General features: G+C 65.6%; 19 protein-coding genes. 7 read left to right on the forward strand and 12 right to left on the reverse strand.

Annotated features, from left to right (window positions below; all coding sequences use genetic code 11):
* Positions 1–39: 39 nt before the first annotated feature.
* The 4 genes from Q4E25_RS06370 to Q4E25_RS06385 all read left to right on the forward strand — a co-directional run bounded on the left by Q4E25_RS06370 (position 40) and on the right by Q4E25_RS06385 (position 5,152).
* A complete protein-coding gene (locus Q4E25_RS06370; protein ID WP_303155292.1) occupies positions 40–2,130 on the forward strand; it encodes a PhoX family phosphatase in 2,091 nt (696 codons plus the stop codon).
* Between the two features lie 82 nt (positions 2,131–2,212).
* A complete protein-coding gene (locus Q4E25_RS06375) occupies positions 2,213–3,919 on the forward strand; it encodes a carbon starvation protein A (protein ID WP_303155294.1) in 1,707 nt (568 codons plus the stop codon).
* Positions 3,909–4,166 carry a cory-CC-star protein gene (locus tag Q4E25_RS06380; protein WP_303155295.1) on the forward strand — a complete coding sequence of 86 codons (258 nt, stop codon included), beginning with the start codon at positions 3,909–3,911 and terminating at the stop codon, positions 4,164–4,166. The genes Q4E25_RS06375 and Q4E25_RS06380 overlap by 11 nt, the downstream gene beginning before the upstream one ends.
* Positions 4,157–5,152: an ArsA family ATPase gene (locus Q4E25_RS06385; RefSeq protein ID WP_303155296.1), complete on the forward strand. Its 996-nt coding sequence runs from the start codon at positions 4,157–4,159 to the stop codon at positions 5,150–5,152. Before Q4E25_RS06380 ends, Q4E25_RS06385 begins: the two co-directional genes overlap by 10 nt.
* Here Q4E25_RS06385 and Q4E25_RS06390 read toward each other — a convergent pair.
* Positions 5,149–6,102 carry a 2-dehydropantoate 2-reductase gene (locus Q4E25_RS06390; RefSeq protein ID WP_303155299.1) on the reverse strand — a complete coding sequence of 318 codons (954 nt, stop codon included), beginning with the start codon at positions 6,100–6,102 and terminating at the stop codon, positions 5,149–5,151. The genes Q4E25_RS06385 and Q4E25_RS06390 overlap by 4 nt on opposite strands.
* A gap of 169 nt (positions 6,103–6,271) precedes the next feature.
* Between Q4E25_RS06390 and Q4E25_RS06395 the strand changes: the two genes are divergently transcribed.
* The 3 genes from Q4E25_RS06395 to Q4E25_RS06405 all read left to right on the forward strand — a co-directional run bounded on the left by Q4E25_RS06395 (position 6,272) and on the right by Q4E25_RS06405 (position 7,725).
* Positions 6,272–6,589: a hypothetical protein gene (locus tag Q4E25_RS06395; protein WP_303155302.1), complete on the forward strand. Its 318-nt coding sequence runs from the start codon at positions 6,272–6,274 to the stop codon at positions 6,587–6,589.
* A complete protein-coding gene (locus tag Q4E25_RS06400) occupies positions 6,586–6,981 on the forward strand; it encodes a hypothetical protein (RefSeq protein ID WP_303155305.1) in 396 nt (131 codons plus the stop codon). Before Q4E25_RS06395 ends, Q4E25_RS06400 begins: the two co-directional genes overlap by 4 nt.
* A gap of 183 nt (positions 6,982–7,164) precedes the next feature.
* Positions 7,165–7,725 (forward strand): hypothetical protein, encoded by a 561-nt coding sequence (locus Q4E25_RS06405; RefSeq protein ID WP_303155308.1) that lies wholly within the window; start codon positions 7,165–7,167, stop codon positions 7,723–7,725.
* A gap of 13 nt (positions 7,726–7,738) precedes the next feature.
* On the opposite strand, the gene Q4E25_RS06410 is transcribed toward Q4E25_RS06405, so the two are convergent.
* The 11 genes from Q4E25_RS06410 to tilS all read right to left on the reverse strand — a co-directional run bounded on the left by Q4E25_RS06410 (position 7,739) and on the right by tilS (position 17,354).
* A complete protein-coding gene (locus Q4E25_RS06410; RefSeq protein ID WP_303155310.1) occupies positions 7,739–8,578 on the reverse strand; it encodes a pantoate--beta-alanine ligase in 840 nt (279 codons plus the stop codon).
* The gene (locus tag Q4E25_RS06415; RefSeq protein WP_303155313.1) at positions 8,575–9,261 is read right to left on the reverse strand and encodes a hypothetical protein; all 687 of its coding nucleotides are present in this window, start codon (positions 9,259–9,261) and stop codon (positions 8,575–8,577) included. Before Q4E25_RS06415 ends, Q4E25_RS06410 begins: the two co-directional genes overlap by 4 nt.
* Positions 9,262–10,326 carry a DUF6779 domain-containing protein gene (locus Q4E25_RS06420; RefSeq protein WP_303155315.1) on the reverse strand — a complete coding sequence of 355 codons (1,065 nt, stop codon included), beginning with the start codon at positions 10,324–10,326 and terminating at the stop codon, positions 9,262–9,264. It abuts the gene before it with no gap.
* A 5-nt stretch (positions 10,327–10,331) separates the two neighbouring features.
* Positions 10,332–10,805, reverse strand: a complete 474-nt coding sequence (locus tag Q4E25_RS06425) for a DUF3180 domain-containing protein (protein ID WP_303155317.1) — start codon at positions 10,803–10,805, stop codon at positions 10,332–10,334.
* The gene (folK, locus tag Q4E25_RS06430; protein ID WP_303155319.1) at positions 10,802–11,269 is read right to left on the reverse strand and encodes a 2-amino-4-hydroxy-6-hydroxymethyldihydropteridine diphosphokinase; all 468 of its coding nucleotides are present in this window, start codon (positions 11,267–11,269) and stop codon (positions 10,802–10,804) included. Before folK ends, Q4E25_RS06425 begins: the two co-directional genes overlap by 4 nt.
* A 2-nt stretch (positions 11,270–11,271) precedes the next feature.
* Complete coding sequence (folB, locus tag Q4E25_RS06435; RefSeq protein WP_303155322.1) at positions 11,272–11,640, reverse strand: dihydroneopterin aldolase; 369 nt, start codon at positions 11,638–11,640, stop codon at positions 11,272–11,274.
* A complete protein-coding gene (gene folP / locus Q4E25_RS06440) occupies positions 11,633–12,652 on the reverse strand; it encodes a dihydropteroate synthase (protein WP_303155449.1) in 1,020 nt (339 codons plus the stop codon). The genes folB and folP overlap by 8 nt, the downstream gene beginning before the upstream one ends.
* A gap of 2 nt (positions 12,653–12,654) precedes the next feature.
* A complete protein-coding gene (gene folE, locus Q4E25_RS06445; RefSeq protein ID WP_303155325.1) occupies positions 12,655–13,260 on the reverse strand; it encodes a GTP cyclohydrolase I FolE in 606 nt (201 codons plus the stop codon).
* Entirely contained in the window at positions 13,250–15,655 is a 2,406-nt protein-coding gene (gene ftsH / locus Q4E25_RS06450) for an ATP-dependent zinc metalloprotease FtsH (RefSeq protein WP_303155326.1), read from the reverse strand. The genes folE and ftsH overlap by 11 nt, the downstream gene beginning before the upstream one ends.
* Before the next feature lie 121 nt (positions 15,656–15,776).
* On the reverse strand, positions 15,777–16,364 hold the full coding sequence (gene hpt / locus Q4E25_RS06455) for a hypoxanthine phosphoribosyltransferase (RefSeq protein ID WP_303155328.1): 588 nt from the start codon (positions 16,362–16,364) through the stop codon (positions 15,777–15,779).
* A 12-nt stretch (positions 16,365–16,376) separates the two neighbouring features.
* Positions 16,377–17,354: a tRNA lysidine(34) synthetase TilS gene (tilS, locus tag Q4E25_RS06460; protein WP_303155331.1), complete on the reverse strand. Its 978-nt coding sequence runs from the start codon at positions 17,352–17,354 to the stop codon at positions 16,377–16,379.
* Between the last annotated feature and the right edge of the window lie 9 nt (positions 17,355–17,363).

Below are 17,363 nucleotides of genomic sequence, written 5' to 3' on the forward strand. Positions count from 1 at the left end.
GGGGCGCTAGGTTAACAATAGATTCTGGAGCACATCGTTATGGCGCTTAAAGGCCGCAATCTCCTGTCCACCATGTTCTCTTCCTCCCGTTCCAGCCTGACCTGCACCTACAAGTGCGGCAACGCCTGCTTCGGCGAGTGTGACAACACCTCCGATAACGCCTACTTCGGTGACCAGTTCTCCCGCCGCAGCGCCCTGCGCGCCGGCGGCCTGAGCGTGGTCGCCGTGGGCGGTTCCTACGCCCTGGCCGCCTGCTCCTCCGCGGAGGAGACCACCCCGGGTGCCGCGACGTCGGCAGCAGCGGGCTCCGAGGGGGCCGCGGCAAGCGATGCGAAGTCCGCCGAGGGTATGAACTTCGAGCCGGTCAAGGCCAACACCGAGGACAAGGTGGTCATCCCCGCAGGCTACGAGCAGTCCGTGCTCATCGCCTGGGGCGACCCGGTGATCGAGGGCGCGCCGGAGTTCGACGTCAACAACCAGAAGGCCGCCGACGCCGAGCGCCAGTTCGGCTTCAACAATGACTTCGCCGGCCTCATCGAGCACCCGGAGGATAAGGACCGCCTGGTGTACGTGTGCTCCCACGAGTACACCACCGAGCCGATGATGTTCCCGGACTACGACCCCGATAACCCCACCGAGGAGCAGGTGAAGATCGGCTGGGCGGGCCACGGCCACACCATCCTGGAGGTCTCCAAAGTGGAGGGCACCGGCGAGCTCAAGCGCGAGTTCGGCCCGCTCAACCGCCGCATCACCGCCACCACCCCATTCAAGCTCACGGGCCCGGCTAAGGGCTCCGACCTGGTCAAGACCAAGGAGGACCCCAAGGGAGAGACCGTCAAGGGCACCCTGAACAACTGCTCCGGCGGCATCACCCCGTGGAACACCATGCTCTCCGGCGAGGAGAACTTTGACCAGTACTTCGCTGCTGGCGACGTCAAGGATGAGCTGGCTAAGAAGTCCCTCAAGCGCTTCGGCATCAAGGACGAGGAGTCCCAGCGCAAGTGGGAGCGCTTTGACGAGCGCTTCGACGTGGCCAAGGAGCCCAACGAGCCCAACCGCTTTGGCTGGATCGTGGAGATCAACCCGCTGGATCCGAACTCCACGCCGATCAAGCACACCGCGCTGGGCCGCTTCAAGCACGAGGCCGGCAACATCCACATCGCCGAGGACGGCACCGTGGTCTGCTACTCCGGCGATGACTCCCGCTTCGAGTACATCTACAAGTTCATCTCCACCAAGAAGTACGAGGAAGGCAACCTCGAGCACAACCTCACCATCCTGGATCACGGCACCCTCTACGTCGCGGTCATGGAGGGCAACTCCCCGGAGAAGGAGATCGATGGCTCCGGCGTGCTGCCCGAGGACGGCGCCTTCGACGGCTCCGGTAAGTGGGTCAAGCTGCTGACCTCCGATACGGAGAACAACAGGTTCGAGTCCCACGTGGACGGCATGAGCGCCGAGGAGGTCGCTGTGTTCACCCGCGAGGCCGCCGACAAGGTGGGTGCCACCAAGATGGACCGCCCGGAGGACATGGAGGTCCACCCGGACACCCACAAGGTCTACGTTGCCCTCACCAACAACTCCTACCGCGGTGCTACCGGCGAGAACGCCGAGAAGAGCAAGGAGGGGCCGAAGGAGTGGGCACCCATCAAGGAGAACAAGAACGGCATGGTCATGGAGATCGAGGATGACCACGCCGGTGAGAAGTTCACCTGGAATCTCTTCCTGGTCTGCGGCGATCCGGAGGAGGCCAACACCTACTTCGGCGGCTTTGACAAGTCCAAGGTCTCCCCGATTTCCTGCCCGGATAACCTGGCCTTTGATCAGCACCGCAACATGTGGATCTCCACCGACGGCAACGCGCTGGACTCCAACGACGGCCTCTACGCCGTGACCACCGAGGGCCCCACCCGCGGCGAGCTCAAGTGCTTCCTCACCGTCCCGGCCGGTGCCGAGACCTGTGGCCCGATCGTGGACAACGACCGCGTCATGGTCAACGTCCAGCACCCGGGCGAGGCTGACGACGCCGTCTTTGACAAGCCCACCTCCCACTGGCCCGACGGCGACGACACCACCCCGCGCCCGGCCGTGGTCGTGGTGTGGAACAAGAACGGCCAGATTGGCATGTAATTTCTCGCTTTTCTGAGAAATCTACTGTGAGCTATGGCATGCTCTGTGTGATTGTGATTTAAACCACCACACGGAGCGTGCCATGAACTCTCTTATCCTCGTTTTCATCGGCGTGGCCATGATGGCCGCCGGCTATCTCTTGTATTCCCGCTTCCTTGCCAGCAAGGTCTTCCAGCTCTCCGAGGGCTACTCCACCCCGGCGCACACCATGGAAGACGGCGTGGATTACGTCCCCACCAACAAGTACGTGCTGTGCGGGCACCACTTCACCTCCGTGGCGGGCGCGGCCCCCATCATCGGCCCGGCCGTCGCGGTGATCTGGGGCTGGCTGCCCGCCTTCCTCTGGGTCACCCTCGGCACCGTCTTCATGGCCGGCATGCACGACCTGGGTGCGCTGTGGGCCTCCCAGCGCCACCGCGGCCAGTCCATTGGCTCGCTGTCCGGGCGCTACATCGGCAAGCGCGGGCGCAACCTCTTCCTGGTGGTCATCTTCCTGCTGCTGCTCATGGTCAACACGGCCTTCGCCGTGGTGATTTCCAACCTGCTCATCGCCACACCCTCGGCCGTGATCCCCACCTGGGGCGCCATCGCCGTGGCGCTGTGCGTGGGCCAGGCCATCTATCGCTTCAACTGGAACCTGCCTCTGGTATCCGTGGTGGGCGTGGTGGCGCTCTACGCGCTCGTCGTCATCGGTGACCGCTTCCCGGTGGTCCTCCCGGAGACCGTCTTGGGTATTCCGGACAACGGCGTATGGATCATCCTGCTGTTCATCTACGCCTTCGCCGCCTCTCTGCTGCCGGTGTGGATGCTGCTGCAGCCGCGCGATTACATCAACGGCCTGCAGCTCTTCATCGGCCTGGCCATCCTTTATGGCTCCTTCCTCATCACCCGCCCGGAGATCACCGCCCCGGCGCTGCGCGAGGACGTCCCGGACGGCACCCCGTCCATCTTCCCGCTGCTCTTTGTCACCATCGCCTGCGGCGCCATCTCCGGTTTCCACGGTGTGGTGGCCTCCGGTACCTCCTCCAAGCAGCTGGACATGGAAAGCGACGCCCGCTTCGTGGGCTACTTCGGCGCCGTGGGTGAGGGTCTTTTGGCCTTGGGCACCATCGTGGCCACCACCTCCGGTTACAAGACCATCGCCGAGTGGGAGCAGGTCTACTCCGAGTGGAATGCTGGCGGCGTCAACGCCTTCGTGGAGGGCGGCGGCCGCCTCATCAACGAGGGCCTGGGCATCCCCACCTCCCTGTCCGCGACCATCCTGGCCACCATGGCGGTGCTCTTTGCGGCCACCACCATGGACTCCGGCGTGCGTCTGCAGCGCCTCGTGGTCCAGGAGATCGGCGAGATCATGGGCGTGCGCATCGGCGCGCTGCTGGCCACCTTCATCGCGGTGGGCGTGGCCTTCGCTCTTACCTTCTCCGCGGGCAGCGACGGCTCCGGCGGCATGACCATCTGGCCGCTGTTTGGCACCACCAACCAGCTCATGGCTGGGCTGAGCCTGGTCATCGTCGCCATCATCCTCACCCACCTGCGCCGCCCCACCTGGCCGGTGGTGATCCCGCTGGTCTTTGTCACCGCCATGTCCCTGTGGGGCGCTGTGCTCCAGCTCAAGACCTTCTACGCCTCCCAGAACTGGCTGCTGTTGGGCATGGACATCATCATCCTCATCGCCGCCATCTGGGTCATCGTCGAAGCCATCGGCGCCATGAGCCGTGCGCGCCGCGAGGAGCCGGTGGTGTGGTCCGATAGCGATACCGACGCTCCCCTGCCCGCCCATGTGGGATAGGCTGCGCGCCCTCGGCAACGGCCTGGAGGAGTTCTACAAGGCGCCCTACCGCGCCACCTTCGCCCGCGCCCAGCGCGAGGAGGAGGATCTCTTCTTCCTCCTGGTCCTCTCCGAATCCCTCGGCATCCCCAACCCGGCCAGCTTCTACACCATGGAGCTTCTGCCCTTCATCTACGAGGATTTCCACGCCTGGCACACCCGCATGGGCATGGAGAAATCCCCCTTGGAAGGAATCTCATGCTGCTAGCGCCCAGCCCCGTAATGTTCTTCGGCGGCAAGGGCGGGGTGGGCAAGACCACCCTAGCCACCGCCACTGCCCTCGCGCTGGCCGAGCAAGGCCACGAGGTCACGCTGGTCTCCACCGATCCGGCCCACAACCTGGGCCACCTATTTGGCACCACGCTTGGCGACGATCCCACGCCCCTCACCCCGCACCTGCGCGCCATCGAGATCGATCCGCAGGCCGCCACCGAGGCGCACCTGGCGCAGGTGGGTGACTCGCTGCGCCGCTTCCTTCCCGAGCGCCTGCACGGCCAGGCCCGCAAGCACCTGGACCTGGCCCGCCAGTCCCCCGGCACCGCGGAGGCCGCGCTTGTGGAGCGCATCGCCACCTTGGTCAGTGAGCATGACGCTGGCCAATCCGCAGCAGGCGGCTCCTACCTCATCTTCGACACCGCTCCCTCGGGGCACACCGCCCGGCTCATGGCGTTGCCGGAGATCATGGCCGCCTACACCGACGGCCTGCTGGCCCGGCGCGATAAGGCCGATAAGTTCGCCGACCTTGTCCAGGGCATGTCCACGTCCGGGCGTTCCTCCGGTGCGGCCACAGCCGCCGGCCCGGTGGAGCGACGCAACCAGGAGATTCGCTCCACCCTCTACGCTCGGCGCACCCGTTTTGAGCGCCTGCGCGCTGTTCTGTCCTCCGCGCAGACCACCTTCCATATTGTTCTCACCGCCGAGCGCCTGCCGGTGCTGGAGTCCACGGAGTTCTACCAGGAGCTCACCTCCCACGGCATCCGGGTGGGCTCGCTGCTCATCAATAGGCGCACTCCTGCCGAGGCCGGCGAGTTCCTCGCCGCCCGCCGCGCCGCCGAGGACTCCGCCCTAGAACTGCTGCGCTCGCGCCTAGAAGAGCTGCCACCCACCTCCGTGGTGGAAATCCCCTGGCTGCCCTATGAGGCCAGCAGCCTCGAGGCCTTGCGAGAGCTCAGCGCACGGGTCTGCGCGGGCTAGTCCCCGCGGGTGCGCAGCTGGGCCTCGAGGACATCCTGCGCGAAGTTGAAGAGCGGCGTGTCCACCCCACCACGCGCACCCATGCGGCGGATCGCACCGACCTGCGCGTCCAGCTCGTTGGGCAGTCCGGCCTTGATGTCGCGCTGCATGGAGGTCGTCGCGCCCGGGTACTGCTTGCGGGCAAAGCCCAGCGTGCGCTCGACTTCATCCTCGCGCAGGCCCACGCCCAGGCTGCGCGCGGCGACGTCAACCTCGCGCATGAAGGCCTCCAGCTGGGCGGGGACTTCCTCCAGCAGGTAGCCCAAGGGCTTATCCACCACCGCGCCCAGGGCACCCGTGGTGGTGACGAACATGGCTTTAGCCCACACATCGGCGAGTGCGGCATCGTGGCATGTGCTCGTGGCCCCTGCCTGCGTGAGCGACGCGGCGAGTTCCTCGCCCACCTTATGCAGGGACTGCGGGGCGTTTTCAGAAAGAGGGCCAAAGCTCAGGGAGAAGGGCCCGGGGTTAAGCCGCACCGTGGCCGGGGCCTCGCGGGTGGCGTAGACCCTGGCCACGCCGGCCAGCACGTGATCCTCCCCAAACTCCTCGGCGGCCAGGTAGGGGATCTCCACCGAGTTGTGCGTGGTGACCACGGGGATTCCCGCCAGCGCCGCACGGTCTGCGGCACTGCCGAAGGTCTCGTTACCGGGCAAGGCCTTGGAGGCAATAATGGCCACGTCCAGCCCACCGAGAAGCTCCGCGGCCTCCGCGAATCCCTGCACCCCGGGGACCGCGACGGTCTCGGTCTTCTCCGCCTCACCCGTGGCATCTATGATGGTCACTCCAGTACTATTCAACGCCTCAAGCGTTGCCCCGCGCGCTAAGAAGGCCACCTCGTGGCCCGCTGCCTGAAGCCTTCCGCCAAAAGAAGCACCGATTGCGCCGGCACCCAAAATGCCAATCTTCATACAGCCAACCTAACAGGAATGAGGGGGTCCAAGCGCTCACTCAAGCCAGCGCTCACTCAAGCCATTGTCACCGCTAAGAAACCACAGGGATTGCCCCGGGTGCTGAAGTAACCGTTTCCCAGCTGAAGGTTCCAGGCATTACTCGCATCGATCGGCTGGAGAATTGCTAATGAAGAAATTACGTGCTTTGGCGCTTACACTCGCTTTTCCTTCTGTAGTGTTGGCCCAGACGCAAGTCGCGCAGGCAGCGGGTGTTGTTAAAAATGAACTAGGCATGGTCACTATGAAATGCCAGGTAGTGGAGAATGTCCCCGGCAATCCTATTGTGGGCTTTGGCATAGGTAACCATCCAACAGACCCTCATGCTGCCAAATCCGATGCAAATTTGTACGAAAGCAAGTTTAACAATGCCCATAAGAGGCATTGTTATCCTCAGCAGAAGTACCGCCCGTCGGGCGCCTATGACACGAGTTGGAACCCTAAGTGATGTCCGGAGAAGTCACCCTGACCAAGACCTATTTCCTTGCGAGAGAAGAGGATTTGCCTCGGTGTTATCAGCGCTATCTTGAACGAGTGGAGCGCGTGAAACAGTTCACGACCGTCTACCTGGTTGCTGATGTGGAGATTGATGAGTCGAATTCCGTTGTAAAAGAGAACTTGCTCCATGATCTCCAGGCTCAGAGTGATGAACCGGTTAACGAGGATGAATGGAATATGTATAGCTATTCCACCGCGTTAGGGACGATCGATGAGCCTATTGAACCTGGGGCGGCTGTGTCTCGTTTATGGGAGGACATGCTTTTGACCGACGACGAGGAGTGGCCTCGGTCTTTTATCAGCTCTGTTGAATTTTCGTCGTTTATGTCACGGCCGCAGTAACGGACCGGAAGCCGTGCAGCCCGGTGGTGAAGCTTAGTCAAGGGAGCCACGCTTCGCGGGTTGAGCTAAGCAGTCCGCTAGTAAGAAAGCGGCCTATTGATTCTAGGCTGCATGTGCAATGACGGTACGTCTCAGTGGATCGAGGAATCTGCTCGCGACTCTTCGTCATATACCCTGGTAACGATGTCGCCCCATGGTGACGTGGTGGAAAAAGAATTCCGCATTCCGCCGCATCACGATGTGGTGACTGTGTCGAGCTATCTCGGTTGCGAACAAGAGGATTCCTTCCTTGTCCTGCAAGACACCTCCGATGAGACTACCGTAGCCACATTAGACAAAGAAAGCGCACTGCTCTCAGGAGATAGGAGAATCCTTGACTCGGTTCCCCTCAACTGGCTTGCCCGTAGCAGCTTCGTACGCGATGAAGAACTTTTTCAGTTCACTGACAAAGCACAGCTTGCGACAATCGATTTCAAGAATTCCTCGGTGACGTACAGCGACGCACTGCTCCCTCCCCACCAGCGGACAGTCAACCTGACTTTTGATAACGATGAATTTTATGTTGTGTCTCAATCGCAGGACGGAGGACCTGAACTCGAGGTGCGCGCCTATTCGCTCGAATCTCCAACCTTGAAAGAAAAGGGAGAGAGGCTTGGCTCGATGAGCTCCTTGCTGGGGAATTCAGCCTCCTCTGCCCATCCCTATGTAATCCCGCTAGCTATCTACCCACGCGATCCTCGCTGATACTCCGCAGGTACTACTCCTGCTCGCCGTGCTCTTCTCCGTAGCCCTCCAAGTTGCGGAAGCCAATCCCCAGCGGCACGCCCACGTTATCGGTCAGGCGCACGCCGCCCAGGGTGGCGGCCACGAAAAGGCGCGCCTCTCCCTCGGCCGGAGGTTCGCCCAAGTCGCGCCCGCGCAGCTCCACGTACTCTGCTTCCACGCCGGCGGCGCGAAGCACCTCGGTGGCAACGCTGATGACCTGCTCCGCGCCGGCCTCAGCAGCGTAGGCGCCCGCGGTCAGCGCGGCGGACAAAGCGCTGGCCTGCTCGCGAGCCTCCGGGGCAACTTCAGCGTTGCGCAGGCTCATCACCAACCCATCGGGCATGCGCACAGGCGGAACCCCCTGCACGCGGGTTCCAATGTGCAAATCGGTGCAGGCCTGCTGCACGGCAACAAGCAGTTCGTAGTCCTTCTCCCCCATGATGAGATCACTAGGCCCCAGCGCGCAGACTAGGGAAATGATCCGGGTGAGGTCCTCGGTGACGTCCTCCATGCCGTGATCGGGAGCCACAACCTTCGTGCGCGCAGCAGCGGGCGTATAGCGCCAGACAACGTCCACCCCGGCCTTCTCCAGTGCGGCGGTGTCCTCTTCTGCCATGTTCGCTGCTGCGGTTTCAGCGAGTTTCTCTGGGGTCTTTTCCGTGGGCACGGCGGCCACCACGACCGCCCCGCGGATGCGGCGCGCTGCCTGCAGCAGGGCCAGGTGCCCTGCGTGGATGGCGCGGCCGAGCGGCACCAGGACCACGCGCCTGCCTGTCTTGCGGTAGGCGCTGCCCACCATGCGGATGCGCTCGAGGTCATCAACTACATTCATCGGTTCTCCTCCTGCAGTGCCCACAGCTCAAGATCGTGCATCTGAAAAACTTCGCCCACCCGGCGTGCCACGTCGCGGTAGGCGCGCCGCAAGCCTGGCTCCTCGATGCCGCGGAAGGCGGCGATGATATCGGCGCTGTCTCCCCACAGATGCGGGAAGGGCACCGCCGGATCCTCATCGAGACCGGTTTCGCGCACCGCGATGACGCTAAGCCGCAGCAGCATCGCTGCGTAGTAGATGCGCGCGGCGTGGGCGGGACGGGCGGCGTCGGCAAGCATGACGGCGGTGGCCTGGTTCTCCCCCAGGATAAGCTCGGCGATGGTCTCCCCCAGCTCGTCGAGCGTGCTCACCAGCCAGGTCTCCGCCCCATTGGGAGCAAAGCCCGTCGGGGCGGCGGCAATGACCACGCAGCCGCGGGTCTCCAGCGGGTCGAGTACCTGCACCCCGCGGGAAAGGCAGGTGTGAATAACGATGAGCCTGTCGTGAACGTGTGGCTCCACCGCGGAGATGCTGCGCTCGAGCTGCTGCTCGCCGACGCCCAAAATCAGGGCCTGGTATCCGTCAAGCTGCTGCGGATCCTCCAGCTCCTCCACGGTGTGGCCAGCACACTCCATGAGCTGGGCGAGCCCCATGCCTCCCGGGGTAAGGCCCAGCAGGGCAACGCGCATGCGAGGCGCTGGCACTTACTTGTTGTCCTTCCGCTTCTTCGCCTGCGCCAGAAGCTCCGCGACGGAAACAGCGCCCTCGCGCTTCTCGTCGCTGCGGCGGCGTCCCCGGGCCTGCGGCTGGCGGGGCTCCTCCTCCGGCGCGCGGTGGCGGTGGTGCTTGATGGGGGTATCGATGCCGCCCTGGTCCCACTTGACCGTCTGGAAGGAATCGGTGCTGAAGCTCGGGGCCTCTGCCGGTTGCGGTGCCGGCTGGGGCGCTGGCTTAGCTGCCGGCTGGGGTGCTGGCTCCTGACGCGGTGTCGGTTGCGCTGCAGGTTGGGCAGACTGGGCGGGCTGTGGCGCAGGCTGCGGTGTGGGCTGCGGTGTGGGCTCGGGCCGGCCGAACGGGGAGGCAGGGCTCTGTTGTTGCGGCGGCCGCGGCTGCTGAGATTGCTGCGGTTGTGGCGGCCGCTGCTTGTACTGCTGCTTCTGTTGCTGTTGCTGCTCCTGCTGGCGCATCTTCTCACTGATGATGCTATCCAGCGGGTTGTGCTGGTTGGTGGGCTGGCTGCCCAGGCGCCCGGCAATCGCGTCCGCGCTCGGCGCGCCGCTGGACTGCTGGGTGAAGTTGACATCCGGCTCCTCGGCGGCGGTGGCGTGGGTGGCGCGCTCCAGTTCCTGGATGCGGCGGGCCTCAGCGCGCAGGGCGGCGGGCTCGTACACCCACTCGCGCCCGGAGAGCTCCTCCAGCTGGGAGCGAATGGAGGCCAGCTCGGTGCGGATCTGCGCCAGCACTTCGGCGTCAGCCACAGAACCGGAGGCCGCGGCGGTGGCGGCAGCAGCGCTGGCGTTGGCGGAAGCCGTTTCCTCCCAGTGCGCGCGCTCCACCTCGAGCATCTCCTGCGCCGACTGCGCCTGACGGCGGTAGCGCACCACGAGGAAGAAACCGAGCACCGCCGCCCACAGCGCAGCGATAAGCGCCAGCTTCAGCGCGCTGGCGGAGCCCGAAATAAGCATCACGATGCTGGCGATCACCGCCAGGATGACAAGGACGATAAGCCCAATGGATCCGGCGTCGGTCTTGTTCTCGGAGCTGGTCATGTTCCCTAACTTACCGCCTGGGAGCCGTCAGATGGAGGTGGGACCTCGCAGTGTCGCTCGAGCACCACGCCCGCAATGGCCATGGCCAGCCCGCCCAGCGCGGAGGTCACCACGCCGGTGAGGTCACTGGCCGCGGCCACCAGCTCGCTGGCCTTGGGCACCACGTAGACGGCCATGCCCGCGTAGGCGCCGCCCACGATGGTGCCCGTCCACGCCGAGGCCTTGCCCACCAGCATGAACTGCGCAATGGTCATGGGGTTCAGCTGCGAGGAATCCAGGCCGATGCCGTGCCCGTCCTCCTTGGCGGAGCGCACCTTGATGGTGAGGAAGACGCACACCACGGTCACCGCCCACAGGGAGACCGACACGGTGGCCGGGATGGCGATCATGGAGCCATAAAAGCGCGTGGTGAGGATGGCCGCGGCCGCCGCCACGAAGAGCCCGGTGGACACCAGCCAGCCAATCGAGGTCCGAGTCATAGCTGCCGCACCCCTTCGACGTCCTCCGGAGCAAGGGCGGCCACCAGCGTGGCAACCGGGGTTCCAGCCAGCTCCGCCTGCGGATCCGCGGCCAGCCAGGGCACCAGCACAAAGGCGCGTTCGGCGGCGTAGGGGTGCGGCACGGTCAGCTGCGGGTCGGCGGAGGTGTAGCCCTCGATGTCCACGATGTCGACGTCCAGAGTGCGCGGACCCCAGTGCCGGGCGCGCACGCGCTCCGCGGCGTTCTCCAGGGCCTGGCCCCGCTTGAGCAGCTCCAGCGGGGTGCACTCCACGTCCACGATGAGCACGGCGTTGAGGAACTCCTCTTGGTCCTCCACACCCCAGGGCTCGGTGGCGTAGATGGGCGAGGCCGCGACGGTCTCGGCGGCGAACTCGTCAAAGACGGTCTGCAGCAGCGCTCGGCGATCCTCCATGTTGGATCCGATGGAAAGTACCGCGCGCATGCCTAGCCCATGCGCTTTCGGGAGCGGCGGGCCACAACGGCCACGTCGTGGAAGGTGCGCGGGATGGGCGCCTGCGGTTTGTGGATGCGCACCTCGACGGCATGTAGGAGGTCAAAGCGCTGCATGGCGGCCTCCGCCACCTCGTTGGCCACCGTCTCGATGAGGTCGCGGCCGGGGCCCTCGACGATGCCCGCGGCCAGCTCCGCCAGCTCGGCGTAGTTGACCGTCTTGTTCAGGTCATCGCCGGAGTCCTGAAAGTCCAGCCAGCAGGTCACGTCGACGATGAAAGGCTGGCCCTCGCGCTTTTCCTCGGCAAAGACGCCGTGGTAGCCAAAGCACTCCAGCCCGGTCAGTTCGATGCGATCAGCCATGGTCTTCTCCTTCTGCAGCGGGTGTTGCCTGAGCGGGTGTTGCGTGGGAGGGCGTTGCGTGAGGGGCTGCTGCGTGTGCGCGGCCCAGCGCCGTGGAGGCCACCGTGCCGCCGTCGGCGCCGTTGGCGTAGCTGCCGGAGGCCTTCTCCCCGCCGCGGTAGTTAGCCCCGGCGTTCCAGGCCGCGGCCACGTCGACGGCGTCGCGGGAGACCCCCACCTCGTGCACGCGCACGCCCCACGCGCCCATCTGGGCGGAAATGGCGGTCACGGCCGCGGTGGCGGGATCCGCCAGCAACGGGCTGGACTCCGCCCCGCGGTCGGAGCGGATGGCGGCCAAGAAGCGTTTGCGGGAGGCACCTACCAGCAGCGGGAATTCGCCTGCCAGGAACTCCGGCAGCGCCTTGAGCAGCGCCCAGTTATCCTGCGGGGTCTTGGCAAAGCCCAGGCCCGGGTCCACCACGATGTTCTCGTGGCGCACGCCCGCCTGCAGGGCGGAATCGGCCAGGCGAGCCAGGGCCTCGTGGACGTCGCGCACCACGTCGCCGCCGTGGTCGGCGGCGCCGGCCGCACTGCCAAACTGCACGGTGCGCCAGTGCATGAGGCACACGGGTACGCCTGCTTGGGCCATCGTGGAATACATCTGGGGATCCGCCAGGCCGCCGGAGACGTCGTTGATCATGTCCACGCCGGCCTCGGCCGCGGCGGCGGCCACGGAGGCGCGCATGGTGTCCACGGAGGTGCGGATGCCTTCCTCTTTCAGCGCCTTGATCACCGGCACCACGCGCTGGGCCTCGAGCTCGGCTGCGACGCGCACCGCACCCGGGCGGGTGGACTCGCCGCCGACGTCGATCATGTCCGCGCCGGCGGCCACCAGCTCGCGGGCGTGGGCGAGGGCATCGTCGACGTTGATCCAGCGCCCGCCGTCGGAGAAGGAATCCTCGGTGACGTTGACGATTCCCATCACCAGCGTGCGCCCCGGCACGGTCAGTTCACTGAGCGTGCGTGCTTGCATCACTAGCTCCTAATCAGACTCATGACCTCGGCGCGGGAGGCGGCGTTCTTCTTGAAGCCGCCGCGCACGGCTGAGGTGGTGGTGGTTGCGCCCGGCTTGCGGATGCCGCGCATGGCCATGCACAGGTGCTCGCACTCGATGACCACGATCACCGACTGCGCGTGGAGCACCTCCACGAGGGCGTCGGCGATCTGGGAGGTCAGGCGCTCCTGCACCTGCGGGCGCTTGGCGTACATGTCCGCGAGGCGGGCCAGCTTGGACAGCCCGGTGACGTGCCCGTCGGCGCCCGGAATGTAGCCGATGTGCGCGACGCCGTAGAAGGGCACCAGGTGGTGCTCGCAGGTGGAGTAAATCGGAATATCACGCACCAAGACCAGCTCCTGGTGCTCCTCGGCGAAGGTCTTGTGCAGCACCTCCGTGGGATCGGAGTGCAGGCCGGCGAAGACCTCCTTGTAGGCGCGCGCCACGCGGGCAGGTGTTTCGCGCAGGCCTTCGCGGTCAGGGTCCTCCCCCACCGCGATGAGCAGCTCACGCACGGCGGCCTCGGCGCGATCTTGGTCGAACTCGCGCTGGGCGGGGACGTGGTTGAGAGGGAATTTATCGCTCATTGGTGCCCCTTCCGGAGTACGGATTGTTCTGGTGCTCGTGCTCGCCCCAGCCGGGTGCTCCCCACTGGTAGTCATCCGGCTTGGAGTGGCGCCCACGCCGCTCCTGCGGAGTGGGATCGGCCGGGTAGGCGGCCTCGCCCGGGTGCGCGGAGGTGGACTCCGACTCAGCCTCGGCATCCTGTGCTGAAGTGCCACGGGCCACGGGAATCTCCTGAGTGGACTCGGTGCTCGGGCTGTTGTTTTTATCCTGGGAGCCCTTATCTTGTGCGCCCTTATCCTGCGCGCGCTGCTCCTGCGAGCCCTCGCCGAAGAAGGTGTTGCCCTTGCCGGAGTCCACGATGTCACCGGCGTGCTGGCCAAAGTTGAAGCCAATCTCGCGGCCGTTGTTATCCTCGCCGGCCAGGCGGCGCTCGCGGGCGGCACGGGAGGCGTCGAGAAGCGTCATGCGCTTCGGTAGCTCCTCGCCGCGCTCCTTGGCCAGCTCCACCGGGGTCTTCACCGGCTCGCGGCCGGCCTGGCGCGGGAAGCGATCATCCTCGCCCGGGAAGACCTCAAAGGCCTCGCGCGGAGTGATGCCGTCGAAGATGGCCTCCAGGTCCGGGCGGCGCAGGGTCTCCTTCTCCAACAGGGCCTCCGCCAGCTTGTCCAGGTAATCGCGGTGATCCGCCAGGATGTCGTAGGCCTGCTGGTGGGCGCGGTCGAGCAGGTAGTGCATCTGCTCGTCGATGCGCGCGGCCACCGCGTCGGAGTACTCGATGCTGCCGCCGCCCATGCCGTAGCCGAAGGGATCGCCCTGCTCCTTGCCGTACTTGATGGTGCCCAGCTGCGGGCTGAAGCCGTACTCGGTGAGCATGGAGCGCGCGATCTTGGTGGCGTTTTCGATATCGGAGGATGCGCCGGTAGTGGGGGCGCCAAAGACCAGCTCCTCCGCCGCACGCCCGCCCATGGCAAAGACGAGGCGGGAGAAGAGCTCGTCGCGGGTGTACATGCCCTTGTCATCTTCCTGCGCGGTCATGGCGTGGCCGCCGGTGCGCCCGCGAGCCAGGATGGTGACCTTGTACACGCGCTCGATGTCCTTGAGCGCCCACGCGGCCAGGGTGTGGCCGCCCTCGTGGTAGGCGGTGACCTTCTTCTCGTGCTCGGAGATGATCTTGCCCTGGCGGCGCGGGCCGCCCACGACGCGGTCGGTGGCCTCCTCGAGGGCGTCGTAGGTAATGACGTTGCCGCCGATGCGGGCGGTGAGCAGGGCGGCCTCGTTGAGCACGTTGGCCAGGTCCGCGCCGGACATGCCGGCGGTGCGCTTGGCCAGTTGCGCCACGTCCACTTCCTTGGCCAGCGGCTTGTCCTTGGCGTGCACGCGCAGGATCTGCTCGCGGCCGGCCAGGTCCGGGTTGGTCACTGGGATCTGGCGGTCGAAGCGGCCCGGGCGCAGCAGGGCCGGGTCGAGGATGTCGGGGCGGTTGGTCGCCGCGATGAGGATGACGCCCTCGCGGTCGCCAAAGCCATCCATCTCCACGAGCAGCTGGTTGAGCGTTTGCTCGCGCTCGTCGTGCCCGCCGCCGGTGCCGGAGCCGCGCTGGCGGCCGACGGCATCGATCTCATCGATGAAGATGATGCAGGGGCTGTTCTCTTTGGCCTGCTTGAAGAGATCACGCACGCGGGAGGCACCCACGCCGACGAACATCTCCACGAAGTCCGAGCCGGAGATGGAGTAGAAGGGCACGCCGGCCTCGCCGGCCACGGCGCGCGCCAGCAGGGTCTTACCGGTGCCAGGCGGGCCGTAGAGCAGCACGCCGCGCGGGATCTTCGCGCCGAGGGCGTGGTAGCGCTCCGGATCATCGAGGAAGTCCTTGATCTCCTGCAGCTCGTCCACGGCCTCGTCCGCGCCGGCGACGTCAGCAAAGGTGTTGGTGGGCATATCCTTGGTCAGCTCCTTGGCCTTGGAGCCGCCGATGCCGAACATGCCGCCGCCGGTCTGCATGCGTGTCATGAGCCAGAAGAGGAAGCCGAAGAGCAGGATCATCGGCAGCAGGAAGCTGATCAAGGAGCCCAGGAAGGATTCCTGGGTGACCTTAGTCTGGAACTTCTCCGCCCCGGAGTCCTTGACGGAGTTGAAGATCTGCTCGGAGGCACGCCCCGGATACTTGGCGATGATTTCCTCAACGCCCTCCTGCTTTTCCACCGTCACGGGCTTCTTCAGAGTCAGGCGCAGCTGCTGCTCGCGGTCGTCGATCTGCGCCTCGGCGACGTTCTTATCCGCCAGCTGCTCGAGCGCCACGGAGGTGTCCACGTTCTTGAAGCTGCGGGCGTCGTTGCTAAAAAACGTGAAGGCATAAAGCCCGATGAGCACCAGGGCTGCAAGCGAGCCGTAACGAAGGAGGTTTTTGTTTTTCATCAATTACCTAGTTGGGATCCCTGTTGGTATTCCTATGTAGTCCTATGGCTGTAGTCCGGTGGCTGAATTCCTGTACCTGGACGTGCGTGAAGGTGGGAACACCTTGAAAGCCAATTACACCTTAATCGGTGCTGTAGACAGCCGGGCGCAGCGTTCCCACGTACGGAAGGGCGCGGTAGTGCTCCGCGTAATCCAGGCCGTAGCCCACGACGAACTCGTTGGGGATGTCAAAGCCGACGTCAAAGAGATCGATCTCAGCCTTGATGACCTCCGGCTTGCGCAGAAGGGTGACCACCTCCAGGGAGCGGGGGCGGCGGCCGTGCAGGTTGCGGATGAGCCAGGACAGGGTCAGGCCGGAGTCAATGATGTCCTCGACGATGAGGACGTCGCGGCCCTCAATGTCGCGGTCCAAGTCCTTCAGGATGCGCACCACGCCGGAAGACGAGGTGGCGTTGCCGTAGGAGGAGACCGCCATGAACTCCAGCTGGGAGGGGATGGACAGCTTGCGGGCGAAGTCCGTCAGGAAGAACACGGCGCCCTTGAGGACGCAGACCAGGATCAGCTCGTCCTCGGCGTCCTTGTACTTCTCGGAGACGCGGTCCGCCATCTCCTGGATGCGGGCCTGCAGCTCCTCCTCAGTGATAAGGACGGCTTCGAGGTCGTCGCCGTAGGGGTTAGTTGGGACGGTGAAATCTTTCTTATCGTGCACGAGTGCGCTCCTTTAGTGGCCGGGCAATAGTGCCAGTTTGCCACCAACCCTGCATACTTCCAACCTTTGACCTAGGCCACGCGGCCCCGCCACCGCCACTGGGCCCTGGCCGTGCCAGTCGACGCAGAGTTTTTCCACCCCGCGGATGCTCTCCCGGCTGACCTCCACGCCGTGCTCGCGCAGCCAGGCCGCCAGCGCTCGCCGACGCCGCGGCTCCGGCATGGCCGCCAGCTCGGCGCAGTCATCGCAGGCCGCGGTGGTGAGGAAGGCGTTGTCCTGGGCGGCATCGGCAGCCGCCTGCGCCAGCGCCGGGACGGCATCGCCGCCGAGGATCTCCCCCAGCCGGGGCAGGATCTCCTGGCGCAGCGCCACCCGCCGGAAGCCGGGATCGGCGTTGTGGGGATCCTGCCAGGGCTTAAGGCCAAGCTCAGCGCAGGCGCCGAGGGTCTGGGCGCGGCGCACCTCCAGCAGCGGCCGCAGCACCCGCGTGCCCTCCACCTCGGTGACGGGCAGCATGCCGGTCACCTGCCCGCGCAGGGCGGAGAGCAGCAGGGTCTCGGCCTGGTCCTCGGCGGTGTGCGCCACGGCAACCTCCCTCAGTACGCCGTTATCAGGGCCGCTATCAGCACCACTGAGAAAGCACGCGAAGGCCCGGTAGCGCGCCCGCCGGGCGGCGGCCTCCAGGGACTCGCCCGCCCGGGCGTCCACCTCGACTCTCAGCACTCGCGCGCCAGCACCCAGGCTGCGGGCCTGCTCGGCGGCGCGCTCCGCCTGGGCGGCGGACCCCTCCTGCAGGCCGTGATCCACGCACAGCGCGGTCACCTCGATGCCCTCTGCCACCAGGGCCGCGGTCAGCGCCAGGGAGTCCGCCCCGCCGGACAACCCCACGGCCACACAGCCGAGATCGCGGGCAGAACAGAACTCGCGCACCGCCACCCGGCAGGCCAGAAAGTTGGGGGATACCCGCGGCCAGAAGGGTCTCACCATCATTGCGCCTGC

This window comes from Corynebacterium sp. (genome assembly GCF_030532325.1).
Lineage (GTDB): Bacteria > Actinomycetota > Actinomycetes > Mycobacteriales > Mycobacteriaceae > Corynebacterium.

Excerpts from the sequence above, each read along its gene's own strand:
- Q4E25_RS06370 (WP_303155292.1), top strand. The coding sequence starts at position 40 with ATGGCGCTTAAAGGCCGCAATCTCCTGTCCACCATGTTCTCTTCCTCC.
- Q4E25_RS06375 (WP_303155294.1), top strand. The coding sequence starts at position 2,213 with ATGAACTCTCTTATCCTCGTTTTCATCGGCGTGGCCATGATGGCCGCC.
- Q4E25_RS06380 (WP_303155295.1), top strand. The coding sequence starts at position 3,909 with ATGTGGGATAGGCTGCGCGCCCTCGGCAACGGCCTGGAGGAGTTCTAC.
- Q4E25_RS06385 (WP_303155296.1), top strand. The coding sequence starts at position 4,157 with ATGCTGCTAGCGCCCAGCCCCGTAATGTTCTTCGGCGGCAAGGGCGGG.
- Q4E25_RS06390 (WP_303155299.1), bottom strand. The coding sequence starts at position 6,102 with ATGAAGATTGGCATTTTGGGTGCCGGCGCAATCGGTGCTTCTTTTGGC.
- Q4E25_RS06395 (WP_303155302.1), top strand. The coding sequence starts at position 6,272 with ATGAAGAAATTACGTGCTTTGGCGCTTACACTCGCTTTTCCTTCTGTA.
- Q4E25_RS06405 (WP_303155308.1), top strand. The coding sequence starts at position 7,165 with ATGTCGCCCCATGGTGACGTGGTGGAAAAAGAATTCCGCATTCCGCCG.
- Q4E25_RS06410 (WP_303155310.1), bottom strand. The coding sequence starts at position 8,578 with ATGAATGTAGTTGATGACCTCGAGCGCATCCGCATGGTGGGCAGCGCC.
- Q4E25_RS06420 (WP_303155315.1), bottom strand. The coding sequence starts at position 10,326 with ATGACCAGCTCCGAGAACAAGACCGACGCCGGATCCATTGGGCTTATC.
- Q4E25_RS06425 (WP_303155317.1), bottom strand. The coding sequence starts at position 10,805 with ATGACTCGGACCTCGATTGGCTGGCTGGTGTCCACCGGGCTCTTCGTG.
- folK (WP_303155319.1), bottom strand. The coding sequence starts at position 11,269 with ATGCGCGCGGTACTTTCCATCGGATCCAACATGGAGGATCGCCGAGCG.
- folB (WP_303155322.1), bottom strand. The coding sequence starts at position 11,640 with ATGGCTGATCGCATCGAACTGACCGGGCTGGAGTGCTTTGGCTACCAC.
- folP (WP_303155449.1), bottom strand. The coding sequence starts at position 12,652 with ATGCAAGCACGCACGCTCAGTGAACTGACCGTGCCGGGGCGCACGCTG.
- folE (WP_303155325.1), bottom strand. The coding sequence starts at position 13,260 with ATGAGCGATAAATTCCCTCTCAACCACGTCCCCGCCCAGCGCGAGTTC.
- ftsH (WP_303155326.1), bottom strand. The coding sequence starts at position 15,655 with ATGAAAAACAAAAACCTCCTTCGTTACGGCTCGCTTGCAGCCCTGGTG.
- tilS (WP_303155331.1), bottom strand. The coding sequence starts at position 17,354 with ATGATGGTGAGACCCTTCTGGCCGCGGGTATCCCCCAACTTTCTGGCC.